Below are 20061 nucleotides of genomic sequence, written 5' to 3'. Positions count from 1 at the left end.
ATCGTTCATGGCGGGTGTGGCCCGTGGCTTTTTCTGTCCCGGAGAAGGGATGGTTTAGACACCCAATTTCCTACTTCAGAACAGAACCTTACGCTACTCCCGCCAACCCTCCTGACCGCCCCGGTGAATAGGAGAGGCTAGGTAGTGACGTAGTTGGAGCGTTTGGGGATCGGCCGCCATGAGTCATGGCCGAACATCGACTACAAAAATCTGGAACTAATAGATCGTTCGGTTCGGCCTGATCTGTCTCAGATCGAAGCCTGCAGCCTGGTGAATCAGGCCGTGGCCCGACTGCGTTCCATCACTGTAAGAAAGGAGCCTTTCAATCTGCAGATATAAGCGATTGTTGACCAGGCTGCGGCAATGAATAGATTACAAGCATCTTCATACTCATCACGCTGAGCAATTAACCGATCAATAAGTATCATCTGCCATGACACCCCACCAAATACAACGATTCAAGGGGTTAACCGTGGTCAAGTTCATCGTTTGCGCGGCATCTGTTGCTATCGCCGCTCCTGCTCTCGCTCAGAACGCCTCCAACTTCGAAGGCGGAAAAGCCGGTATCGTTCTCGGCTACGACACGGTGAACTTTGATTATGGTTACGATGTCGATGCGTCCGAAAGCGGCATGCTGTATGGTGTCACGGCGGGCTATGACTTCGCCCTCGGCACCAGTGGTGCAATCCTTGGTATCGAAGCCGAGGCATCGGATTCCACCACGAAAACGTCGGCGCACGACATTTTGTTCGAGGGTGACAAACTGTCGCTCCTCGCTGATCGTGACCTGTATATTGGTGCCCGGATCGGCTTCGCGGTCTCCCCCAACATGCTGCTTTATGCCAAGGGCGGCTACACCAATGCCCGCCTCAAGCTCCGCTATTCTCTCGATGGCGACAGTGCAAGCATCGGCGACAATATCGATGGCTATCGCATCGGCGGAGGCGCTGAATTCACCAACGGTTCAAACTTCGCGCGCCTTGAATATCGTTACAGCGACTATGGGAAATATGTGTATCGCGAAGGCGACATCGAACTCGACACCGGCGTCAAAATGTCGCGTCACCAAGTTGCAGTAACTGGCGGTTTCCATTTCTGACGATATAGCGATTTAGCGACTCGCCCTTGGACGACGGTCCAGGAGCACCGGCCCCGATCATGGAAATGGTCGGGGCCAATTTCGTTTCAGGCCGCCATTTTCCTTTTGCCGCAATGACCGCGCTGCGATAGCCAAGCGATACGGCTTGCTCCCCCAGGGCCTGGAACCGTGTCCTCTTGAACTGTGACGGCTAGGCTCGATGGAGTGTGCTTTGCGCCGCGGATGAATTTCGCCCAGTCCAGCCTCCAGTCGAAGGTGGAGTATGACTCTACTAATAGGCAGCGCTGAAACTGGTAGCACAGAAAGGCCCGCATGCGCAGTATTAGGGCGCATGCGGAACCAGCAGCTTATCTCACGCCAGATCTCGGATCTTTGGTTCTCGCGCCCAATGTCGTTTGGGTCCCTTGTCCAGGAGCATTTCGTTTGGAATGACACCATCGTCCTTTTCTACCCCTGCCTTGTCCAGAATGATCTGCGTGCCGGGGCAATGGGCGATGGTTTTGCAATGCCCATAGGCGTCCATGAACCATTGAACTGCAGCGCCCTGCTTCGACAGTTTTTCCGCGCTTTCCGGCATCAGCACGGACGCAATCGCATCGAACAGTACCGACGGCGAGCCATCGAGCTTTCCATCCGCTTGGAGTGTCCCGCCCTTGACGTTGAGGGCACCGACTTTCGGCGCAACCAGAAAGACGCTGCCGCCCGCTTTCTCCACGCCTGCCTTGATCTTCTCCACCATCGCTTTGTCGGAACCCTCTGCAAACAGAATTCCGACCTTACGGCCCGCAAAGCCATCCTTGGCATTCTTCTGGATGGAAAGAGCGTCAGAAACGGGCATCTCCACAATTTCTCGGGCCGCTGGCGCCTTTTCAGGTAGAGCGATCGCCAGCCCATCGGCGACTCGTTGCGCCAGAACCTCGTCAACGTTGCGCAGACGCGCGAGAACCCGTAGCCGCACATGAGGCAAGGCCACCTTCGACAATTCGAAGACGATGGCTGATGCGATGTGCGCCTGCTCATTCTGCGTCTGCGACAGATAGAACATCCGAGCCTGGCTATAATGATCGGCAAATGTTTCGGCACGTATCCGCATCTTTTCAGTTGGATCGTTGCGCTCGCCATTATCACTAAAGGATGTGAACCCGGTTTCGGACGCGACGCGGGGACCACTATCCTCACCCACCTCATTCAGGCTGTTTGGTTCGTAATTGGCGCGCCCCTTGGGAACCAGCGTCTGCATCAACCCGTCGCGCTGCATATTGTGGAATGGGCATTTTGGCGCATTGATCGGAATTTGATGAAAGTTGGTCGTTCCCAAACGCGACTTTTGCGTATCGAGATAAGAGAAAAGTCGCCCCTGCAGCAGGGGGTCATTCGAGAAGTCGATGCCTGGAATGAGGTTGCTGGGCAGGAAGGCAACCTGCTCCGTCTCGGCAAAGAAATTGTCGACATTGCGATTGAGCGTGAGACGCCCGATGATCTCGACAGGAATATCCTCTTCGGGGATCAGCTTGGTTGCGTCCAGCACATCATAGGGCTGTTCTGCCGCCCAAGCCTCATCGAAAATCTGCACGCCCAGATCCCAGGCGGGATAATCACCGCTGGCAATGGCTTCGTACAGATCGCGGCGATGAAAATCGGGGTCGGCGCCTGCCGTCTTCACGGCCTCATCCCAGACCTGGGACGCGACGCCCAGAACCGGTTTCCAGTGGAACTTCACGAACTTGCCGTCGCCCTGTTCGTTGATGAAGCGGAAGCTGTGGACGCCAAAACCTTCCATCATCCGCAAGGACCGAGGAATGGCCCGATCGGACATGGCCCACATGATCATGTGCATGCTCTCTGGCATGAGTGACACGAAATCCCAGAACGTATCATGGGCGCTCGCCGCCTGGGGATAGCCGCGATCCGCTTCCATTTTGACCGAATGGATAAGGTCAGGAAACTTTATGGCATCCTGAATGAAGAATACCGGAATGTTGTTGCCGACCAGATCCCAGTTGCCGCTATCGGTGTAGAATTTCACTGCGAAGCCGCGCACATCGCGCGGTGTATCGACGGAACCCGCGCCACCGGCCACAGTCGAGAAGCGAACGAACACGGGGCAACGCGCACCTTTCTTCTGGAAGATGCTCGCTTTGGTAACATCAGTAATGGCCTTGGTGCATTCGAAAATCCCATGGGCGCCAGAGCCGCGGGCATGTACGATCCGTTCAGGGATGCGCTCATGGTCGAAATGGAAAATTTTCTCGCGCAGGACGAAATCTTCTAGTAGCGTCGGACCGCGAGCGCCCGCCTTGAGGCTGTTCTGGTTGTCTGCGATCCGGTGCCCGAAATTGTCTGTGAGGGCATCACCGGATTGCTCTGCCTTCAGCTTCTGCTGCGTCTCTCCACCTTCTCCGGCCGTCGTCTCATAATCGGGACTTCCAGCTCCGGGCCGGTGATCAGCCAGACTATTTTCCAGAGCTGCATCACTCTTGGGACCCGAAGCGGTCATATCAACTCTCCCTGATGATCATGCGAGGCTGCGATCGTCGCAGCAGACAGACCTCTAACTTGAAGCAGCAGGCTGGGTTCCGGCGAGAGGCAAGAAGATGTCCAGAACCAATCTCGATCAATATGAACGTGGAATGTTGGCAGCGCGGGATTTGATCGCATGAAACCGGCCGTCACAAATTGTGAGAACCTTCTGTGGATATACCCCTGAGAACGGCGGTGCAAAATTAGACCACGGTAGCGGCGGCGAAGTGCTGCTGCGGGCGGCGTAAAAGTCGTCCACTTTTTCCCTTTTCGCGATGCTGGCGAGGAGGGATGAGGGATTTACACCGTGGAACTTTACCTGAAGGTTCGTCTTGCCTGCGCGGGCGGCATGAGCGCCCGGGCGGCAGCGAAGCATTTCAACATATCGCGCGACACGGTCCGCAAGATGCTGTCGTATTCCGAGCCGCCCGGTTACCGTCGCAGCGCCCCGGTGCGGCGACCGAAGCTGGAAGCGTTCATACCGATCATCGACGGCTGGCTGGATGGGGACCGGTCGGTCCCGCGCAAGCAGCGCCATACGGCGAAGCGTGTGTTCGATCGCCTTCGCGAAGAGCATGGCTTCACCGGAGGCTACACGATCATCAAGGATTACATCCGGGATCGGGATCAGCGCAGCCGGGAGATGTTCGTGCCGCTGGCACACGCACCCGGCCATGGGCAGGCAGATTTTGGAGAAGCTCTGGTCGAGATCGGCGGGGTGGAGCAGAAGGCGCACTTCTTCGTGCTCGATCTGCCGCACAGCGACGCCTGCTACGTACGCGCCTATCCGGCTGCCGTTGCCGAGGCCTGGATGGACGGCCATGTCCACGCCTTTGCGTTCTTCGGCGCGGTGCCGCTGTCGATCGTCTACGACAACGACCGCTGCCTGGTCTCGAAGATCCTGCCTGACGGGACGCGGCTGCGCGCGAGGCTGTTCAGCGCCTTCCTGTCGCACTACCTGATCCGTGATCGTTACGGCCGCCCCGGCAAGGGTAACGATAAGGGCGGCGTTGAAGGCCTTGTCGGCTATTGCCGGCGCAACTTCATGGTGCCGATCCCCCGGTTCCCGACATGGGAGGCGTTCAACCTGTGGCTCGAGGAGCAATGCCGCAAACGGCAGAACGACCGGCTGCGGGGCGAGAGTGAGACGATTGGCGAGAGGCTGCGGCGCGATCTGGCGGCGATGCAGGAACTGCCGGCTTCCCCCTTCGAGGCCTGTGACCAGACCAGCGGCCAGGTCTCATCGCAGGCGCTGGTGCGTTACCGGACCAACGATTACTCGGTGCCGGTGCGCTTCGGCCACCAGGAGGTGTGGATCAGGGGCTATGTCGACGAGGTGGTGATCGGTTGCCGGGGCGAGATCATTGCCCGCCATGTGCGCAGCTACGAGCGCGAGGATGTGATCTTCGATCCGATCCATTACCTTCCCCTGATCGAACAGAAGATCAATGCCCTCGATCAGGCCGCACCATTGCAGGGCTGGGACCTGCCCGAGGTATTTACAACGCTGCGCCGGCTGATGGAGACGCGCATGGGCAAGCATGGCCGGCGCGAATATGTGCAGGTACTGCGCCTGCTGGAGAGCTTCGCTCTGGCCGATCTGCATGGCGCGGTGAAGCAGGCCCTTGATATGGGCGCGATCGGCTTCGATGCGGTGAAGCATCTCCTGTTATGCCGGGTGGAGCGCCGCCCGCCCCGACTGGACATGGCGATCTATCCCTACCTGCCCAGGGCCAGAGTGGAGACAACATCGGCGCGCTCGTACATGCGGCTGTTGACCGGCGGAGCAGCGGCATGAGCAGCCAAGCTCCCGAACTGCTGCTCGCCAGCCACCTCAAGACGCTCAAGCTGCCAACCTTCCTGCGCGAGCATGACAAGCTGGCCCGGCAATGCGCAGCAGAGGGCGTAGATCATGTCCGCTACCTTGCTCGGCTTGTCGAACTGGAACTGATCGACCGGGAACGCCGGATGGTCGAGCGCCGGATCAAGGCCGCGCGGTTCCCGGCCGCCAAGAGCCTCGACAGCTTCGACTTTGCCGCCATTCCGAAGCTCAACAAGATGCAGGTGCTCGAACTGGCGCGTTGTGACTGGATTACCCGTCGCGAGAACGTCATCGCCCTTGGCCCGTCGGGGACCGGCAAGACCCATGTCGCGATCGGTCTTGGCCTGGCGGCCTGCCAGAAGGGCCTGACGGTCGGGTTCATCACTGCTTCCGCGCTGGTCAGCGAGATGATGGAGGCACGCGACGAACGCCGCCTACTGCGCTTACACAAGCAGATGACCGGCTATAAGCTTCTCATCATCGATGAGCTGGGGTTCGTGCCCCTCTCCAAAACCGGCGCGGAACTGCTGTTCGAGCTGATCTCACAGCGCTACGAACGCGGCTCGACGCTGATCACCAGCAACCTGCCGTTCGACGAATGGACCGAGACGTTCGGTTCCGAGCGCCTGACAGGCGCGCTCCTCGACCGGCTCACCCACCACGTCAGCATCCTCGAGATGAACGGCGAGAGCTATCGCCTGGCCCAGAGCCAGGCACGCAAAGCACGTCCCAACCCCTGACAGAAACGGCAATCCGGGTGTTGGCGACCCCCGCTCGGGCTACGCCCTCCCGGCGCTCGCCAACACCCGGATCAAGTGGCCTGGTTTTGCTCCGCCCAATGGACGACTTTTACGCCGCCGTTGACAACCCCTTTTCGCGCGAAGTGCCGTCAATGACGTGGTGATATCTTTGTCATCCGATATGGCGGATATCGGTGGTAATCAGGTTCTGATTGCGACCGACAGGCTGACGCGTGTCCCCCGCATTCATGCTCTACATCATGCTGGCATTTGGAGATGATCTCTGCTCGGGTGGCAGCGGCTCTAATGAATTATGCCGACACTGGGAGCGCATCGGCTCGCGCTAATTGGCCATCACGCGTTGACGGCGACGGGAAGGCACCGCTCGTGATCCACAGCCCATCCGTCCGACATTGTTATAATGCCCCTCCACCACTCAGTGCTCGGGCCGCGGAACATAGCAAGACTGCCGATTCTGGGGAGCGCATTCCAAAGGACGCCGTCAAACGCAAAACGCCAACAGGAATCGCAGTTGAGCGGTACATGCCTGAATGCGTGCTCTTCGCTTCCGCTATCTGGGTGCGGAATGCGAAGTTCGCTCGGCACATCACGATGGCTACCATCGGGAAAGCGAATCTCAATCGTCATTCGCAAGCCTCCAAAATCCTGCAACAAGCGCAGTAGCCAACGCAAAACGCCTTGAGATATAACGAGTTCACGGTCTGAGAAAATTCGCAGGACAGGCGGACTAGCCCAACAGATTCTAGCTGAACAGCGGATCGGCCCCTACTGTAGTTGCAAGCACAACTCCATGGCACCACCCGTGTTCCACTTGAGGCATTTGCGTCCCAGGGAAGGGAACGCCTCATCCCCTCCCCTGGACAATGCTATTTTTTAGAAGTGGAAAATGACGCCAGCCATGGGGCGGAAGCTGTCCCAATCATAGGTGTCGACCTGCACGCGCAGGCGCACACCGCTGCTGCCTGTAACCCCGCCGAGGCCGATCTCCTTTGGCCCCACTTCGACACCCGCACCGTACATCCAGTCCTTCTCGTCGGGCCAGCCGCCTTTGCCATTGACCCACTGGTAGCCGGCCGAGGCGTAGATCAAGCCACTCTCGCCTGCGCGGGCGCCCACACGGCCCTTCACGCCATACTCCCAGTCAATGTCACTGAAACCCTTCGAGGCGTTCCCTTCCACCCCGACAAACACCGGCCCGAGCGGCACGTTCACGCCCGCGATGCCGCTGATCAGAGCGCCGTTCATGATCGTCTCGCCCGGAACGCTGCCGAACTCGGTGCCGCGGTCAAAGGTGTGATAACCGCCGAGAATGCCGACATACGGCTCGATACCGAAGGCCTTGCTGCCATCGGGTGCGGTATCGTCCTGGGCCATGGCAGCAGTCGGCAGTGCCAGGCAGCCCAGCAATGGGAGAATGATCTTCATCATGATGTACGTCCCTGTTTGATTTTTTAACGAGGCTCAAACTAAAGGACATGCGCAATGGTTGCTCGATGCAAAAACAATAATGCTGATGTTGCAATTTTGACACTATTAGGATGCCATCGCCAAGGCCTTCTGCAATGAAATTATCCAAAAAACTGCATTCTCTAAATTTGTTTCGGCATCGTTACGTAATTTCAGCAAGAATATCATGATGCCACTCCTGCAACATGACCAGGACTATCTTTAACTTGGATTAAATTTCTTGCTCTGCGACTCTGAGATATTTTTGGCCTTCGTCAGTCTAGGGCGAGAACTGACGCAATACAGGCGGATCGCTGCCTGCAGCGGACCCAGTTGCCATGCACCCGCGCCCGGCATCGTCGTGCATTTCATACTAAGCGCGCGCGATGAACGGGCGCATTCTGACCACGGGTTTATCCCGACAAGTTCTGGCGATTGCCTGCCCCATGCTCTCTCGATCGCACTGCTACTCTTGGGCTGGGCACCGCCTGCGCGCGCTGAATTGCTACGCATTGGCGATCCCCTATCTCACGCAGTGAACCGATCGATCGCCCCTAACGACATGCGCCCATCCCATTTTGCCTGTAATGGTGATCCTAATGGCTATCAGAAGGGTACATTGTGGCTCCATGCCGCCTTGCCCCGAGGCTCGCGCGATCATGAGGATCTGTCGCTGATCATCCACAGCTCTCGATTTGATCGACTCGTCGTGCGCTTCATCTATCGTGACGGTGCCGTCGAGCAGCAACATGTCCGGAGCGGTAATTTCGGGACCTATTGGAGAGCTGGCGGCCAACTCGCGTTCCGCGCGCCCTATCGCGACGTTCCTGTCGTGGCCTTCACCTTGAGATTTGACAAAGTGGCGAGCGCGCATCTCCTGCGGATGAGGCTTGTCGCGCGTGGTGAAGAAGCCACCCAGACAACTGGCTTGGCTACCTTGACCGTGCTGCGCTCGTTCTGCTGATTGTGGGCGCGATTTATAACGCCTCACTGGCTCTTGCCGTCCGTCAGCAACATGCCGGCTGGCAGGCTGCATGGGCATTCTGCATGGTCATATGGGGGGCGTGCTGGTCGCAACTTCATCTGTTCTTCTTTCCCTCCATGGCTAGCGCGGTATCGGCGCAAATCTGCACTGGTCTCTCCTGTCTCGCCATCACGCTCGCCACTTTGAGCGCCGTCACTGCTCTTGAAAGACAGCATCTCGACGCGGGGTTGAGGCGCACAGCCCTGGGCCTCACCGCAAGCGTGTGCGCATTGGGCTTACCGCTTTCGCTGATGCGTTCGGGGCCGTTCGACATGCTCGGCAATCTGCTGGGATTCCTGGTCCGGGCCAATCTGACGGCGGTCGCATCCTGTATTGGCCAGGCATGGCGACGGGGAAGCAGCGCGGCGCAGAGCCTCGGTGGGGCCTGGGCACTGCCAATGACCGTTCTTGCGTCGACCAGCTTTTTCGACGCGGACGCCATGTTCTGGGGCGGTGGGTCGCAAATTCTGGTCCTGTTCGCAGCGGCCTGGCAAACATTGTGGCTCTCAGCTGGCGCTTCGCGTGCTCATGCCCGGTTGCGGATGGAACGAGACTTCGCCCGGCTCGCAGAGGCTAAGGCCCATGAGCTTGCCCGCCGTGACGTTTTGACAGGGCTGCCAAACCGACGGGGTTTCACGGAACGAGCCGGCGGGATGCTTGAAGGCTTGCCTGCGTCAGGCGCGCTGGTTGCCCTGCTCCTGATCGACGTCGATTGGTTCAAGTCGATCAACGATGTCTATGGTCATGAGGCTGGCGATCACGTTCTGGCAGCTATTGGCCGCTGCATCGCACGGCATGAAAGTTCCTCCTGCGCCGTGTGCCGCCTGGGTGGGGAGGAATTTGCGATGATGATCACAGGAGCTGAAATTGGGAACATCGAGCAATTTGCAAAAACCCTGCGGCGAACTTTGGCCAATCTGAGCCACGGCGACATCATCGGTAATCGCATGGTGACGGTGAGTATCGGCGTGACAGCCTCGGCATCCCGCGTTGACTTTGGCACGCTTTACCGGCTGGCAGACGAAGCGCTTTACGACGCCAAGCGCGGGGGGCGCGATCAGATCGCAATCCGCCTGGGTGAGTGGGCGGGCGCTCGTCAAAATGACAGACCCCTTTCGCCTGACGTGGTTGCAGCGGGTTGAGGTGCTCCGGCCCGGCGACGCCTCGCCTTTGGCGCGCGCCGGGCTGGCGACCATATCTCAGCACAGAGGCTTGTCCGGCTCGAAGTCCCACAGTCGAGGCCGGTTCGAAGCATCGCGCTGCTCACGTGCGCCGCCACCGGCACGGCGCCGCATTTCTGCAAAAATTATCTGGTCGTCACCGGTATGGCGCTCGCTTTGAATAAGACGGAAGGCTTCCATCAGGTCACCCTCATCCCATTGGCGAACCGAACCTATTTCATTCGACATGCGTCCCAAGCTCCCTGCGCACCTGCACCATCATTGCCGGAAAAGACCTTTTTCGAGGCTATGCCCCCATCGAAGCTTCGGTCTCATCGCCTGCGTCGGCCCCGAAACTGCCGCTGCAAACTGCGGAGGGCAGCTGGCGTCGGACAACGCGAACTCCGCCATTGTGTTCCTGCGCACCGCTATAGCCCGACGGTTGCCCGCTAGATTTCCATGGCAACCAATATGTTCAGGAAAGCCTTCTGGCAAAGGTGCCGACGTAAAGGAGGGATGAAGGTGGTGAAGGATTTCGAGCTATATTATTGGCCATTGCCATTCCACGGACAGTTCATCAGGGCCGCGCTTGATTTCGCGGGCAAGAGCTGGAACGAACATGATGAGGGTGAGATCGCCGCCCTGATGAAAATGGCTCCGGAGGATCAGCCGGTGCCCTTCATGGGGCCACCCCTCCTGATTGATAATGAAACCGGATTAGCCCTGTCGCAGATGCCAGCAATCATGGTCTATCTGGCAGAACGTCTTGCCCTTGTGCATGGCGGTACCCGCGAACGCGCCTTGACGGTCAAGCTCGTCAATGACGCGAATGATATCATTGACGAACTGACGCTGGATGGCGGCCGGCAGATGTGGACGGAGGATCGATGGGCCAGCTTTATTCCTCGGCTGGTGAAATGGATGCGCATCTGGGAGGCTGTGGGCACAACCAACGGCCTTGAAGCTGGAGACGGTTTCATGCTCGGCATCGCAAAGCCAGATCTGGCCGATATCGTGACCGTGACATTATGGGGCACAATGGCCAGCCGCTTCGGCGCGATCGCTGCCATGCTCTCCCAACATGCGCCTGCAACGATGGAGCTGGTCCAGCGTCTGCGCGCTCATCCTGCCTTGGCGAGGCTCGAGGCAAGAGGCGTGACGCGCTATGGCGACGCCTATTGCGGCGGGGAAATCGAGAAGTCTCTGCGCGCAGTTCTGCCCGCCGGCGGTGTTTGAAACCGAACGCTATCCCCCTTCGGTAAGGTCGCTTCGCATCTGCCCATGGGCCAGGACCGCGAACAGGCCGCTTCCACCGATGATATTACCGACCAGCGCAGGGAGGGAGAAGCCGAACCAGGCCTGCTGGAAACTGACCTCGCCGCTCAGCCAGAGGAAGCTGATCTGGGACGAGCCGGTGACGACATGCGAAAAGCCGCCAAGGCCGATGACATAGGTCAGGAGGAAGATCACTTAGAATTCGCTGCCCCTGGCATTGGGCAGGGCCCAGGCAATCGCGGCCATGATGAAGCCCGCCGGAATGCCGAGCATCAGGGTTTTCGACCAGTCCTGCCATTCGAGCTTGGCGAGAATATCCAGCGCCACGATGCGCTGTTCATGCGTGATGATGACCTCACCGGCCATCAGCGCGCTCACGAGTGTGACGCCGACAAGGTTCCCGGCCAGCACGCAGGCCCACAGGCGCGCGAGGCGGCCCAGATTGCCAAGGCTCGGACGGGTCGCGACCGGCAGCACCGCTGTGACCGTGCTTTCGGTAAAGAGCTGCAGCCGCCCCATGATCACGATCAGATATCCGACCGGATAGCCCAGCAGATAGATGAGGGGCGCCCAGTCTGTGTCGGGCAGCCTTGCCCGCAGGAAGAGTTCGGACATGAGCGACAGGGTGATAGCGAGGCCGGCGGCCAGGCCAGAAAGCATCAGGGCCAGGATCGGTCGATCCAGCTCTTCCTCGCCCTGGAGCCGCACAACCTCATGGACGACCTTTGCCGAACCCGTGCTGCGCTCCTCGACATGCGCGGCCTCTTCCGCGTCAAGATCGGGGTGCGGGCTATCCTTGGCTTCATGCATCTGGTCCTTTCCCCTGTCTGCCGAAATGACGTCTGCCTCTCTCGCCGCTTTCCTGTTCTTACTGTCCGGCACTGCGCAAGGCTCCCAGGATGAGCGCACGGTAGCTATGCTCCCTGACGCCATGGGGCGCATCCAGCCCCATGCGCTCGAGCGCGGCCAGTTCCGCTTCGTCGGGCTGACCACCGCGCAGGCCGCGCGCAATCAGGGCGGCCAGCTGGGCGGGTCTTGCCGCATGGTCTGCCAGATATTGCATCGCCGGCAGCAACTGCTGCTCGATCTGCGTAAAGTCCGTGCCGAACGGGAAGGACGGAAATGTCTCGGTGGGCATGGCCGCGCTGATCCGCTCGGGCAGATTATTCCTTTGTGCTTCGGGAATGTCCCAGTCGGTCGCTATCTTGCCCGCGGAACGTGCCTTTTCCAGAAGTTCGCCCTGAAAGCGGCTGTCGGCGATGGCGATCAGGCGCTGGATGACCTGCTCATCGCTTTGGCCGCGCAGGTCTGCAACGCCATATTCGGTCACGACCATGTCGCGCAAATGGCGCGGGATGGTTTCATGGCCATAGCTCCAGACGATATTGGACCGGGTCTCGCCCTTGTGACGCCGGGTGGCGGGCAGGGTGATGATCGAACGCGCGCCGTCGAGTTCGAGCGCCTGCGCCACGAAATTATACTGCCCGCCTACGCCGCTGACGACCTGGCCATCTTCAAGCCCGTCCGAGATCGTGGCGCCCAGCAGCGTGACCATCATGGCGCTGTTGACGAAGCGGGCCTTTTGCCGCGCCTTGCGCTTGGCCGCTTCGTCGCCAAACAGCGCATTGATATAGCTGATCTCGCGCATATGGATGCGATCGCGCAGCTTCTCGTCCATGTCCCGCAGCGCGGCGTAGAAGCTGCGCGGGCCAACGAAGAAGCCGCCATGCACGATCGCCCCATCGACTTCACGCTTGACGATGCCGGCCCTAATGAGATCGAGGAAACAGTCGACCAGCATCTCGGTCGGCGCATATAGGCCTTCCTCAAAGGGGCCGGTTTCCCATGGCTCGGGAGCGCCCAGCCGGTCGAGCGTTGCGCGATAGGCACCGGGCTGTTCCTGCCGCAGGATCAGGCTGTGGGCGATCGCGTCGCCGATCGCGCCGATGCCGATCTGAAGCGAGCCGCCATCGGCTATCAGCGCGGCCACATGGGCGCCGATGGCGTGCTGGGCAGGGCTTACGGGTTGGCGTGGCGGCCCGAAGAGAGGAAAGCGCGTGTGCGCGCTATCGAGAATGATGGCGAACCGATCGGACGGGATTTCGGCCGGCCCGCGCATGAAGGGCAACTCGTCATTGACCTGTCCGATCAGGGCAAAATCGGCCCGGCCCCGATCGCGCTCGGCCAGCAGGTCGAGCGTCATGTCGCTATTGCAGCTGAGGCTATAGCTGTTCCCCCGTCGCGCGACGATCTGCGCCACGACATTGACGCCCTGGTCGATCAGATAGCGCATCGCATGGGTATAATTGGCTGCGATATAGTGGCGCTGCGCGTCCCCATTGCCGAGCCGGCTGCCGGCCTGGAAGAAAAATTCATTCACCTCGATATTGGCCGGCATCTCGCCTGCGCGCTGCGCCTGCGCATAGGCAAAGCGGGGATATCCGCCCATTGTCCGCTCGAACACGGGCTCGAGGAAACGACGCTCGAGGTCCGTGCCAAGCGAGGGCTGCTCGAGCGTGAGCGCCGTGAAGATACGAAGCCTGATGGCGGGATCAGCGCTGGCACGGGCGAAGAGGGCATTGACGACATGAGGCGCCTTGCCAAGGCCCAGCGGCAGGCCAAGGACGATATGCCCGTCGGTGCGAGCGATGATGCGGTCGGCTACCTCTTCTGCCGAACCAAGTTCCAGGGGCTCGATTTCGCCGGTCCTCATTGCAGCATGTCCCAGCCCGGATCGGGCCGGAACCGCTCGCCATGGGCTTCGCGCAGCCCCTCCAGCACGGCTTTGACTTCGCCAACGCCGCGTGCGCGGGCATAATGGAGCGGTCCGCCACGAAAGGGCGCAAATCCGGTGCCGAAGATCATGGCCGCGTCGATGATATCGGGATCATCGGTCACCTTCTCGCGCAGGACCGCGACGGCCATGTTGAGCATCGGCATGATGAGCCTGTCAGCCATGTCCGGCGCGGGCGGGGCGGCGCTGTTTCTGACTGCATGGCCATCCTGCCAGGCATATATGCCTTTGCCGGATTTTGCCCCCAGATGACCCGCCGAAACCCTGTCGTGGAGCCAAATCGGCGTGGCGGGCATGGGCCAGTCCAGTTCGCGTTTCAGCATGTCGGCAACCGCAAGGCCGATATCGAGGCCGACCTGATCGGCAAGTTCCAGCGGGCCCATGGGCATGCCGAAATCCATTGCCGCCCTGTCGATCGTCTCGGGCGCGATGCCCTCGTCCATCATCGTCATCGCCTCGACCAGATAGGGGGTGAGGATCCGGTTGACGATGAAGCCGGGGGCGCTGCGGGCCGGGGCCGGCAGCTTGCCTATCATGCCGACAAAGGCTTTTGCGCTGGCCTCGACCTGCGGATCGACGCCGTCATGGCTTATGACCTCCACCAGGTCGAGCCGCGACACGGGATTGAAGAAATGGATGCCGATCAGCCGCTCGGGATGGCGTAACCCCTCGCGCAATTGCTCAAGCGGAATGGAGGAGGTGTTGGTCGCCAGGATTGCGCCGTCCTTCATGCGTGGCTCGGCGCTCGCATAGAGGGTGCGCTTGAGATCGGCCTTTTCCGGGGCAGCCTCGATCAGGAGGTCGGCTTTGGCGATGCCCGCACCATCCGGGTCAGGGATCAACCGATCCAGCGCATCGCGAACCTTGAGCCGATCTCCATGGGCGAGCTTTTCGTACAGCTTCGCGGCTCGGCCAAGAGCAGCGCCAATCGGCTCTGGCTTCACGTCGGAAATGCTGGTGCGCAGACCGCGCCAGGCGCACCAGGCCGCGATGTCGCCGCCCATCGCGCCCGCACCGATGACATGGACATGGGCGATCGTCTTCGTTTCCGGCCCAGCCAGTGTCTTGAGCTTCTGGCGCAGGAAAAAGGCGCGGATGAGATTTTGCGCGCTGTCGCTCATCATGAGACGCGCGAAGGAGATGATCTCCGCCTGTTTCATCGCCTCCCGGTCGCCACCATGAGTTTCCCAAAGGTCGATGAGCGCATGGGGCGCGGGATAATGGGCCAAGGGTGCCCTGGCTTCAGCCTGGCTGCGCATCTGCCGCGCCGCCAAATGGCGGACTGGCGCGGCGTCCTTCAGGCGATCCAGCAATGCCTGACGGCCCTGATCCATATTTCCATCTACCGCTGCGATGATGGAGGCGTGGACGTGGCGCTCGGGGACGACCGCATCGACCAGCCCCATGTCTTTCGCATAGCCAGCATCGATCGACTTGCCGGTCAGCATCAGTTCCATCGCCGCGATCGGATCGCATAAATGGGTAAAGCGCGCCGTGCCGCCGAGCCCTGGATGCAGGCCAAGCTGCACTTCGGGGAAGCCGAGCCTTGTCCATTCGATGGCAATGCGCTGATGGCACGCCAGCGCGACCTCGAGACCGCCACCCATGGCATAGCCGTGGATGACCGCAATGGTCGGAAAGGTCAGCGCTTCGAGACGGTCGACGATCGCATGCGCGGCGGCGATCCGGTCGCGCACCATCGCCTCGTCGCGCATGTCACGAAATTCGCTGATATCCGCGCCGGCAAGAAAGCCCTGTTTCTTGCCTGAGCGAATGACCAGCGCCCGGGGCGCACGGTCCGCCATCATGTCGAGTATATGGTCAAGCTCTTCGAGCACGGCCTGGGACAGCAGATTGGTGTCCGTTCCCTGCTGATCGAGGACAGCCCAGCCAATGTCTTGGGCGTCGCGCGTGAAGCGCCAGTGATGCAGGGCCTCCGCGCGATGGGGCGCGGGACCGGTCTCCAGATCGCGATCGGCCAGAAAGGACCAGACAGGATCGTTCATCATGGTCTCCTTCACAGCCGTTCGATCAACATGGCGCCGCCCTGGCCGCCGCCGATACATTCGGTGGCGATGCCGCGCCTCAGCCCGAGCCGCTCCATCGCTTGAACGAGATGCAGCGCGATCCGCGTGCCACTCGTGCCCACCGGGTGCCCCAGGGAAATCGCGCCGCCATCGACATTGAGGCGCGAGGGGTCGATGCGCCCGGCTACCCCCTCAAGGCCCAATATGGTACGACAGAAGTCCTCGTCCTCCCATGCCGCAAGACATGCCAGCACCTGCGCAGCGAAGGCTTCATTCAATTCCCACAGATCGATGTCCGCCAATGCATGACCATTGCGTTTGAGGAGTGCCGTTGAGGCGAGCACTGGGCCTAGGCCCATGATGGCGGGATCAATCGCCGACCACTGGCTGTCGATGATCCGCGCGCGGGGCATAAGGCCATGGCGCTCGACGGCCTCTTGCGAGGCGAGGATGGTCCAGCAGGCGCCGTCGCTGATCTGCGAACTATTGCCCGCAGTGACCTTCCCATAAGGGCGCTCGAAAACGGGCTTCAGCGTCGCGAGCTTCTCTGTGCTGCTGTCGGGCCGCACGCCATCATCCTGGGAATATACGGTCCCATCCCTGGCAAAAGCGGGAACAAGTTCGCCCTCCAGCCATCCCTCCGCTTGCGCCCGGGCAAGACGCTTGTGGCTTTCGACCGCATAGGCGTCCGCGTTCGCCCGCGAGATTGAAAAGAGGTGCGCCAATATTTCCGCTGTCTGACCCATGCCAAGATCGGTGATGGGATCAGTGAGGCCGCGTTCCAATCCGATGATGGGCTTGAGGAAGTCGGGGCGAAATCCGCTGGCCGCTTTGAGCGAGGCCAGGGGGCTGTTCTTGTCGCCCTGCATCGCGGCGAACCATTGGACGGCATCCTGCCGAAACACGAGGGGCGCGTGACTGAGCGCTTCGGCACCGCCGGCCAGGATGAGGTCGCTGCCGCCATCGGCGATATAGCGGTAGGCGGTGTCCATCGACTGCATGCCTGAACCGCAATTGATCTGAACGGTAAAGGCGGTCGTCTGCGTCCCGCAGCCCAGACGCAGCGCGGCGATACGCGCCGGATTGGCTTCATCGGCGATGACGTTGACGCACCCCAATATGACCTGATCGAAATCGGTGGGGGCAAATTTCTGCCTCAGCAGGAGCGGGCGCCCACATTGCACCGCCAGGTCAACAGGCGTGAACGGACCGGGGCCGCCGCGCGCTTTGAGAAAGGGCGTGCGGGCGCCATCGACAATATAGACCGGCCGGCTCATTCGGCGGCCTGCGCCAGGTCCGATGCAGCAGCATTGCGCGGCAGCTCCTCGGGTGCAAAATCATCCACGGCGATGACGTCCGCGACCGCGCGATCGGCTTCTTCAAGCTGCGCCAGTTCTGCGCTCGACAGCAGGCCGCGCTCGCGCGCCTTGGCCCAATCCTTGATCCGCGCCTTGCGCAGCCGGTCGTGGATAGGCTGGGTATCGACCATCAGGCGGAAGGCTTCGGTCAGGCGGGCGACGGGTTCTTCCGGGCCGCCGATGAAAACATTGTCGATCAGCCGTTCGCGCGCTGGGCAGGGTTCCAGGATGATCTGCGCGCACTGACGGATGGTCCGGTCCGTCGGGCCATGGCGACGGCGGCCAAAGGGGAGGATGAACAGGCGTAGCATCCAGCCCACGGGCCGCGCGGGAAAATTCTCGATGATCTCGACGAATCTTTGCTCGATCGTGGCAAAGCCGCTGTCCATGCACCAGGCGAGCAGGGGAAGGTCATCATCCTGGCGCCCTTCATCCTCCCAGCGCTTGAGCGCGCCGGAAAGAAGATAGAGTTCCGACAGTATGTCGCCCAGCCGGGCGGACAGGAGTTCGCGCCGCTTGAGCTCGCCGCCCAGGGTCAGGAAGGATATGTCGGATATGAAGGCAAAGGCCGCGGCATAGCGGCTCATCTGGCGATAATAGCGGGTCGCGCGCCCGGCCTTGGGCGCTGGCGCAAACAGGCCACCGGTCCAGTTGCGCGCGAAGGCGCGGATCGCGGTCTTGAGCGCGTGGCCCACATGCTTCCACAGCACATCATCGAACTGCGCCAGCGCCCGCCCGCGATTGGCATCTGCGACCGCGCGGATTTCCTTGAGAAGATAGGGGTGGGAGCGGATCGCGCCCTGGCCGAATACCATCAGGCTGCGGGTGAGGATATTGGCGCCCTCGACCGTGATCCCGACCGGGATCGCGCGATACTGGTTACCCAGATAATTATTGGGCCCGTCGATCACGCCCTTGCCGCCATGCACGTCCATCGCGTCGTTGATGACGGTCCGCATGCGTTCGGTCGCGTGGAGCTTGAGGATCGAGGAAATGACGGCGGGATGGTTCCCCTGATCGAGCCCCGCGCAGGTAAGGCGGCGCGCGCCATCGAGCAGATAGGCATTGGCCGCGATCCGCGCCAGACGCTCCTGTATCCCCTCGAACTTGCCGATCGGCAGGTTGAACTGTGAGCGCACCCGCGCATAGGCGCCGGTCGTATGGGCCGCAAAGGCGCCGGCGGCGGCAGACAGGGAAGGCAGGGAAATGCCCCGGCCGGCCGCCAGCGCGCTCATCAGCATTTTCCAGCCCTGACCGACGCGATCAGGGCCGCCGATGATGTTGTCGAGCGGGATGAACACATCATGACCCTCATTGGGGCCGTTCTGGAAACTCTGCATCGAGGGGATGTGCCTGCGCCCAATCGACACGCCGGGCAGGTCGGTGGGGACCAGCGCGACCGTGATGCCGATCTCCTCCTGCCCGCCCAGCAGATGGTCGGGATCGCGCAGCTTGAAGGCGAGGCCGAGCAAGGTCGCGACCGGACCCAGGGTGATATAGCGCTTGCGCCAGTTGAGGCGGATGCCCACCACCTCCTCGCCGTCCCACTGCCCCTTGCAAATGACGCCTTCGTCGATCATCGCCGCCGCATCGGAGCCGGCTTCGGGACTGGTCAGGCCGAAAGCGGGAATTTCACGTCCGTCCGCCAGCCGCGGCAGCCAGTAGCGCTGCTGTTCCTTGGTTCCAAAGCGCAGGATGAGTTCACCCGGTCCCAGGCTATTGGGGACCATCGCAGTGACCGCCGCAGATACGGATCGGGTGGCGATCTTGCGGACAATCTCGCTATGGGCGAAATTGGAGAAGCCAAGGCCGCCATATTCCTCGGGAATGATGATGCCGAAGAATTTTTCCTGCTTAAGATAGTCCCAGGCTTCCTGCGACAGGTCGTGCGTTTCCCAGGTCATGCGCCAGTCGTCGATCATGCCGCACAGCTGTTCGACAGGGCCATCCATGAATGCCTGTTCTGCGGCGGTCAGCCTGGCGGGCGGCACGGCAAGAAGCTGATCCCAATCCGGATTGCCGGTAAAAAGGGCCGCGTCCCACCAGCTGTTGCCAGCCTCGATCGCTTCGCTCTCCGTAGCGGAAAGCGCGGGCAGCGCTGCCTCGACGAGGGAGAAGATCGGGCGGGTGAGGATTTCACGGCGGGCGTTGGCAAGCATCATCTCTGTCCTTTTTGCTTGCCCCATGAACGCGGAAGACCCCGCACATGATCCGTCGCGACAGGAAGCCTCGCCTGAAAATCGGCCGCAAAATGTCCTTCGAACCAACAGCGGGTGCGGCGGCATGCGCGATGAAGCGCTCCATGGAAAGGACGGGCCGTTGCCCGATTGATGGCCGCCCGCAATGATCAGGGCAGTTTGTCGCCAATCCACCTTGCCAGTGCGTCCATCGCGATGGATTTGCTGGCGGGTGTCATGGCGGTTATGTCAATTTGGCGCCGACATTGTTTGCGAACTGTTGTCGCTATTGACCTCGTCTGCGCCGGTCTGGTCGGCCCTGAAATAGCCGATCGCAACCACGATGAGCAGAACCGCGATGACCAGCGCAAGGCTTGTGACCAATATGGATCGGGTCGCGGTCGTGCGCGATCCGCTGCGTGCCTCGACTTTCGAGAGATGGGTTACCGTTTCGCCATCTTCCTGTCGTTTCTCCATTTTCTCTCTCCTTGCTCTTTGCCTCATGTCAGCGACGGGTTGGGGCTATCCTCCAGACGCTGTTGGACAGGTCATCGGCGACCAGCAGCGCGCCATGGACCGGATCATAGCTTACGCCCAC

General features: G+C 60.8%; 16 protein-coding genes. 6 read left to right on the top strand and 10 right to left on the bottom strand.

Annotation, left to right across the window (positions count from 1 at the left end; genetic code table 11):
- Positions 1-472: 472 nt before the first annotated feature.
- On the top strand, positions 473-1099 hold the full coding sequence (locus AC13EK_RS06925) for an outer membrane beta-barrel protein (protein WP_318276903.1): 627 nt from the start codon (positions 473-475) through the stop codon (positions 1097-1099).
- A 352-nt stretch (positions 1100-1451) separates the two neighbouring features.
- Here AC13EK_RS06925 and AC13EK_RS06920 read toward each other — a convergent pair whose 3' ends face one another.
- Positions 1452-3596 carry a catalase gene (locus AC13EK_RS06920; protein ID WP_483022100.1) on the bottom strand — a complete coding sequence of 715 codons (2145 nt, stop codon included), beginning with the start codon at positions 3594-3596 and terminating at the stop codon, positions 1452-1454.
- 330 nt (positions 3597-3926) lie between these two features.
- Between AC13EK_RS06920 and istA the strand changes: the two genes are divergently transcribed.
- Positions 3927-5417: an IS21 family transposase gene (gene istA, locus AC13EK_RS06915; protein WP_081261070.1), complete on the top strand. Its 1491-nt coding sequence runs from the start codon at positions 3927-3929 to the stop codon at positions 5415-5417.
- Positions 5414-6181, top strand: coding sequence for an IS21-like element helper ATPase IstB (gene istB / locus AC13EK_RS06910; protein WP_048578302.1), 768 nt, complete (start codon positions 5414-5416; stop codon positions 6179-6181). Before istA ends, istB begins: the two co-directional genes overlap by 4 nt.
- Positions 6182-7075: 894 nt before the next feature.
- On the opposite strand, the gene AC13EK_RS06905 is transcribed toward istB, so the two are convergent.
- Complete coding sequence (locus AC13EK_RS06905) at positions 7076-7630, bottom strand: outer membrane protein (protein ID WP_017503103.1); 555 nt, start codon at positions 7628-7630, stop codon at positions 7076-7078.
- Between the two features lie 553 nt (positions 7631-8183).
- On the opposite strand from AC13EK_RS06905, the gene AC13EK_RS06900 reads away from it, so the two are divergent.
- Both AC13EK_RS06900 and AC13EK_RS06895 read left to right on the top strand, forming a co-directional pair.
- Positions 8184-8612, top strand: a complete 429-nt coding sequence (locus AC13EK_RS06900) for a hypothetical protein (protein ID WP_234781650.1) — start codon at positions 8184-8186, stop codon at positions 8610-8612.
- A 2-nt stretch (positions 8613-8614) separates the two neighbouring features.
- Positions 8615-9814 (top strand): GGDEF domain-containing protein, encoded by a 1200-nt coding sequence (locus AC13EK_RS06895; protein WP_234831876.1) that lies wholly within the window; start codon positions 8615-8617, stop codon positions 9812-9814.
- Between the two features lie 57 nt (positions 9815-9871).
- Here AC13EK_RS06895 and AC13EK_RS06890 read toward each other — a convergent pair whose 3' ends face one another.
- The gene (locus tag AC13EK_RS06890) at positions 9872-10081 is read right to left on the bottom strand and encodes a hypothetical protein (protein ID WP_063977112.1); all 210 of its coding nucleotides are present in this window, start codon (positions 10079-10081) and stop codon (positions 9872-9874) included.
- A gap of 267 nt (positions 10082-10348) precedes the next feature.
- Between AC13EK_RS06890 and AC13EK_RS06885 the strand changes: the two genes are divergently transcribed.
- The gene (locus AC13EK_RS06885) at positions 10349-11068 is read left to right on the top strand and encodes a glutathione S-transferase (protein WP_081261093.1); all 720 of its coding nucleotides are present in this window, start codon (positions 10349-10351) and stop codon (positions 11066-11068) included.
- Positions 11069-11077: 9 nt separating this feature from the next.
- On the opposite strand, the gene AC13EK_RS06880 is transcribed toward AC13EK_RS06885, so the two are convergent.
- The 7 genes from AC13EK_RS06880 to AC13EK_RS06850 all read right to left on the bottom strand — a co-directional run bounded on the left by AC13EK_RS06880 (position 11078) and on the right by AC13EK_RS06850 (position 19940).
- A complete protein-coding gene (locus tag AC13EK_RS06880) occupies positions 11078-11302 on the bottom strand; it encodes a hypothetical protein (protein WP_483022099.1) in 225 nt (74 codons plus the stop codon).
- Entirely contained in the window at positions 11303-11917 is a 615-nt protein-coding gene (locus tag AC13EK_RS06875; protein ID WP_483022098.1) for a formate/nitrite transporter family protein, read from the bottom strand.
- Positions 11918-11975: 58 nt separating this feature from the next.
- Positions 11976-13820: an acetyl-CoA hydrolase/transferase C-terminal domain-containing protein gene (locus AC13EK_RS06870; RefSeq protein WP_063977110.1), complete on the bottom strand. Its 1845-nt coding sequence runs from the start codon at positions 13818-13820 to the stop codon at positions 11976-11978.
- Positions 13817-15910: a 3-hydroxyacyl-CoA dehydrogenase NAD-binding domain-containing protein gene (locus AC13EK_RS06865; protein ID WP_234781648.1), complete on the bottom strand. Its 2094-nt coding sequence runs from the start codon at positions 15908-15910 to the stop codon at positions 13817-13819. The genes AC13EK_RS06870 and AC13EK_RS06865 overlap by 4 nt, the downstream gene beginning before the upstream one ends.
- 8 nt (positions 15911-15918) lie before the next feature.
- The gene (locus AC13EK_RS06860) at positions 15919-17205 is read right to left on the bottom strand and encodes an acetyl-CoA C-acetyltransferase (RefSeq protein WP_063977108.1); all 1287 of its coding nucleotides are present in this window, start codon (positions 17203-17205) and stop codon (positions 15919-15921) included.
- On the bottom strand, positions 17202-19448 hold the full coding sequence (locus AC13EK_RS06855; protein ID WP_125998249.1) for an acyl-CoA dehydrogenase: 2247 nt from the start codon (positions 19446-19448) through the stop codon (positions 17202-17204). Before AC13EK_RS06855 ends, AC13EK_RS06860 begins: the two co-directional genes overlap by 4 nt.
- A 264-nt stretch (positions 19449-19712) precedes the next feature.
- Positions 19713-19940, bottom strand: coding sequence for a hypothetical protein (locus AC13EK_RS06850; protein ID WP_063976109.1), 228 nt, complete (start codon positions 19938-19940; stop codon positions 19713-19715).
- Between the last annotated feature and the right edge of the window lie 121 nt (positions 19941-20061).

Source organism: Sphingobium sp. L-44, from assembly GCF_056859495.1.
This window is presented reverse-complemented; position numbering and strand designations above follow the sequence as displayed.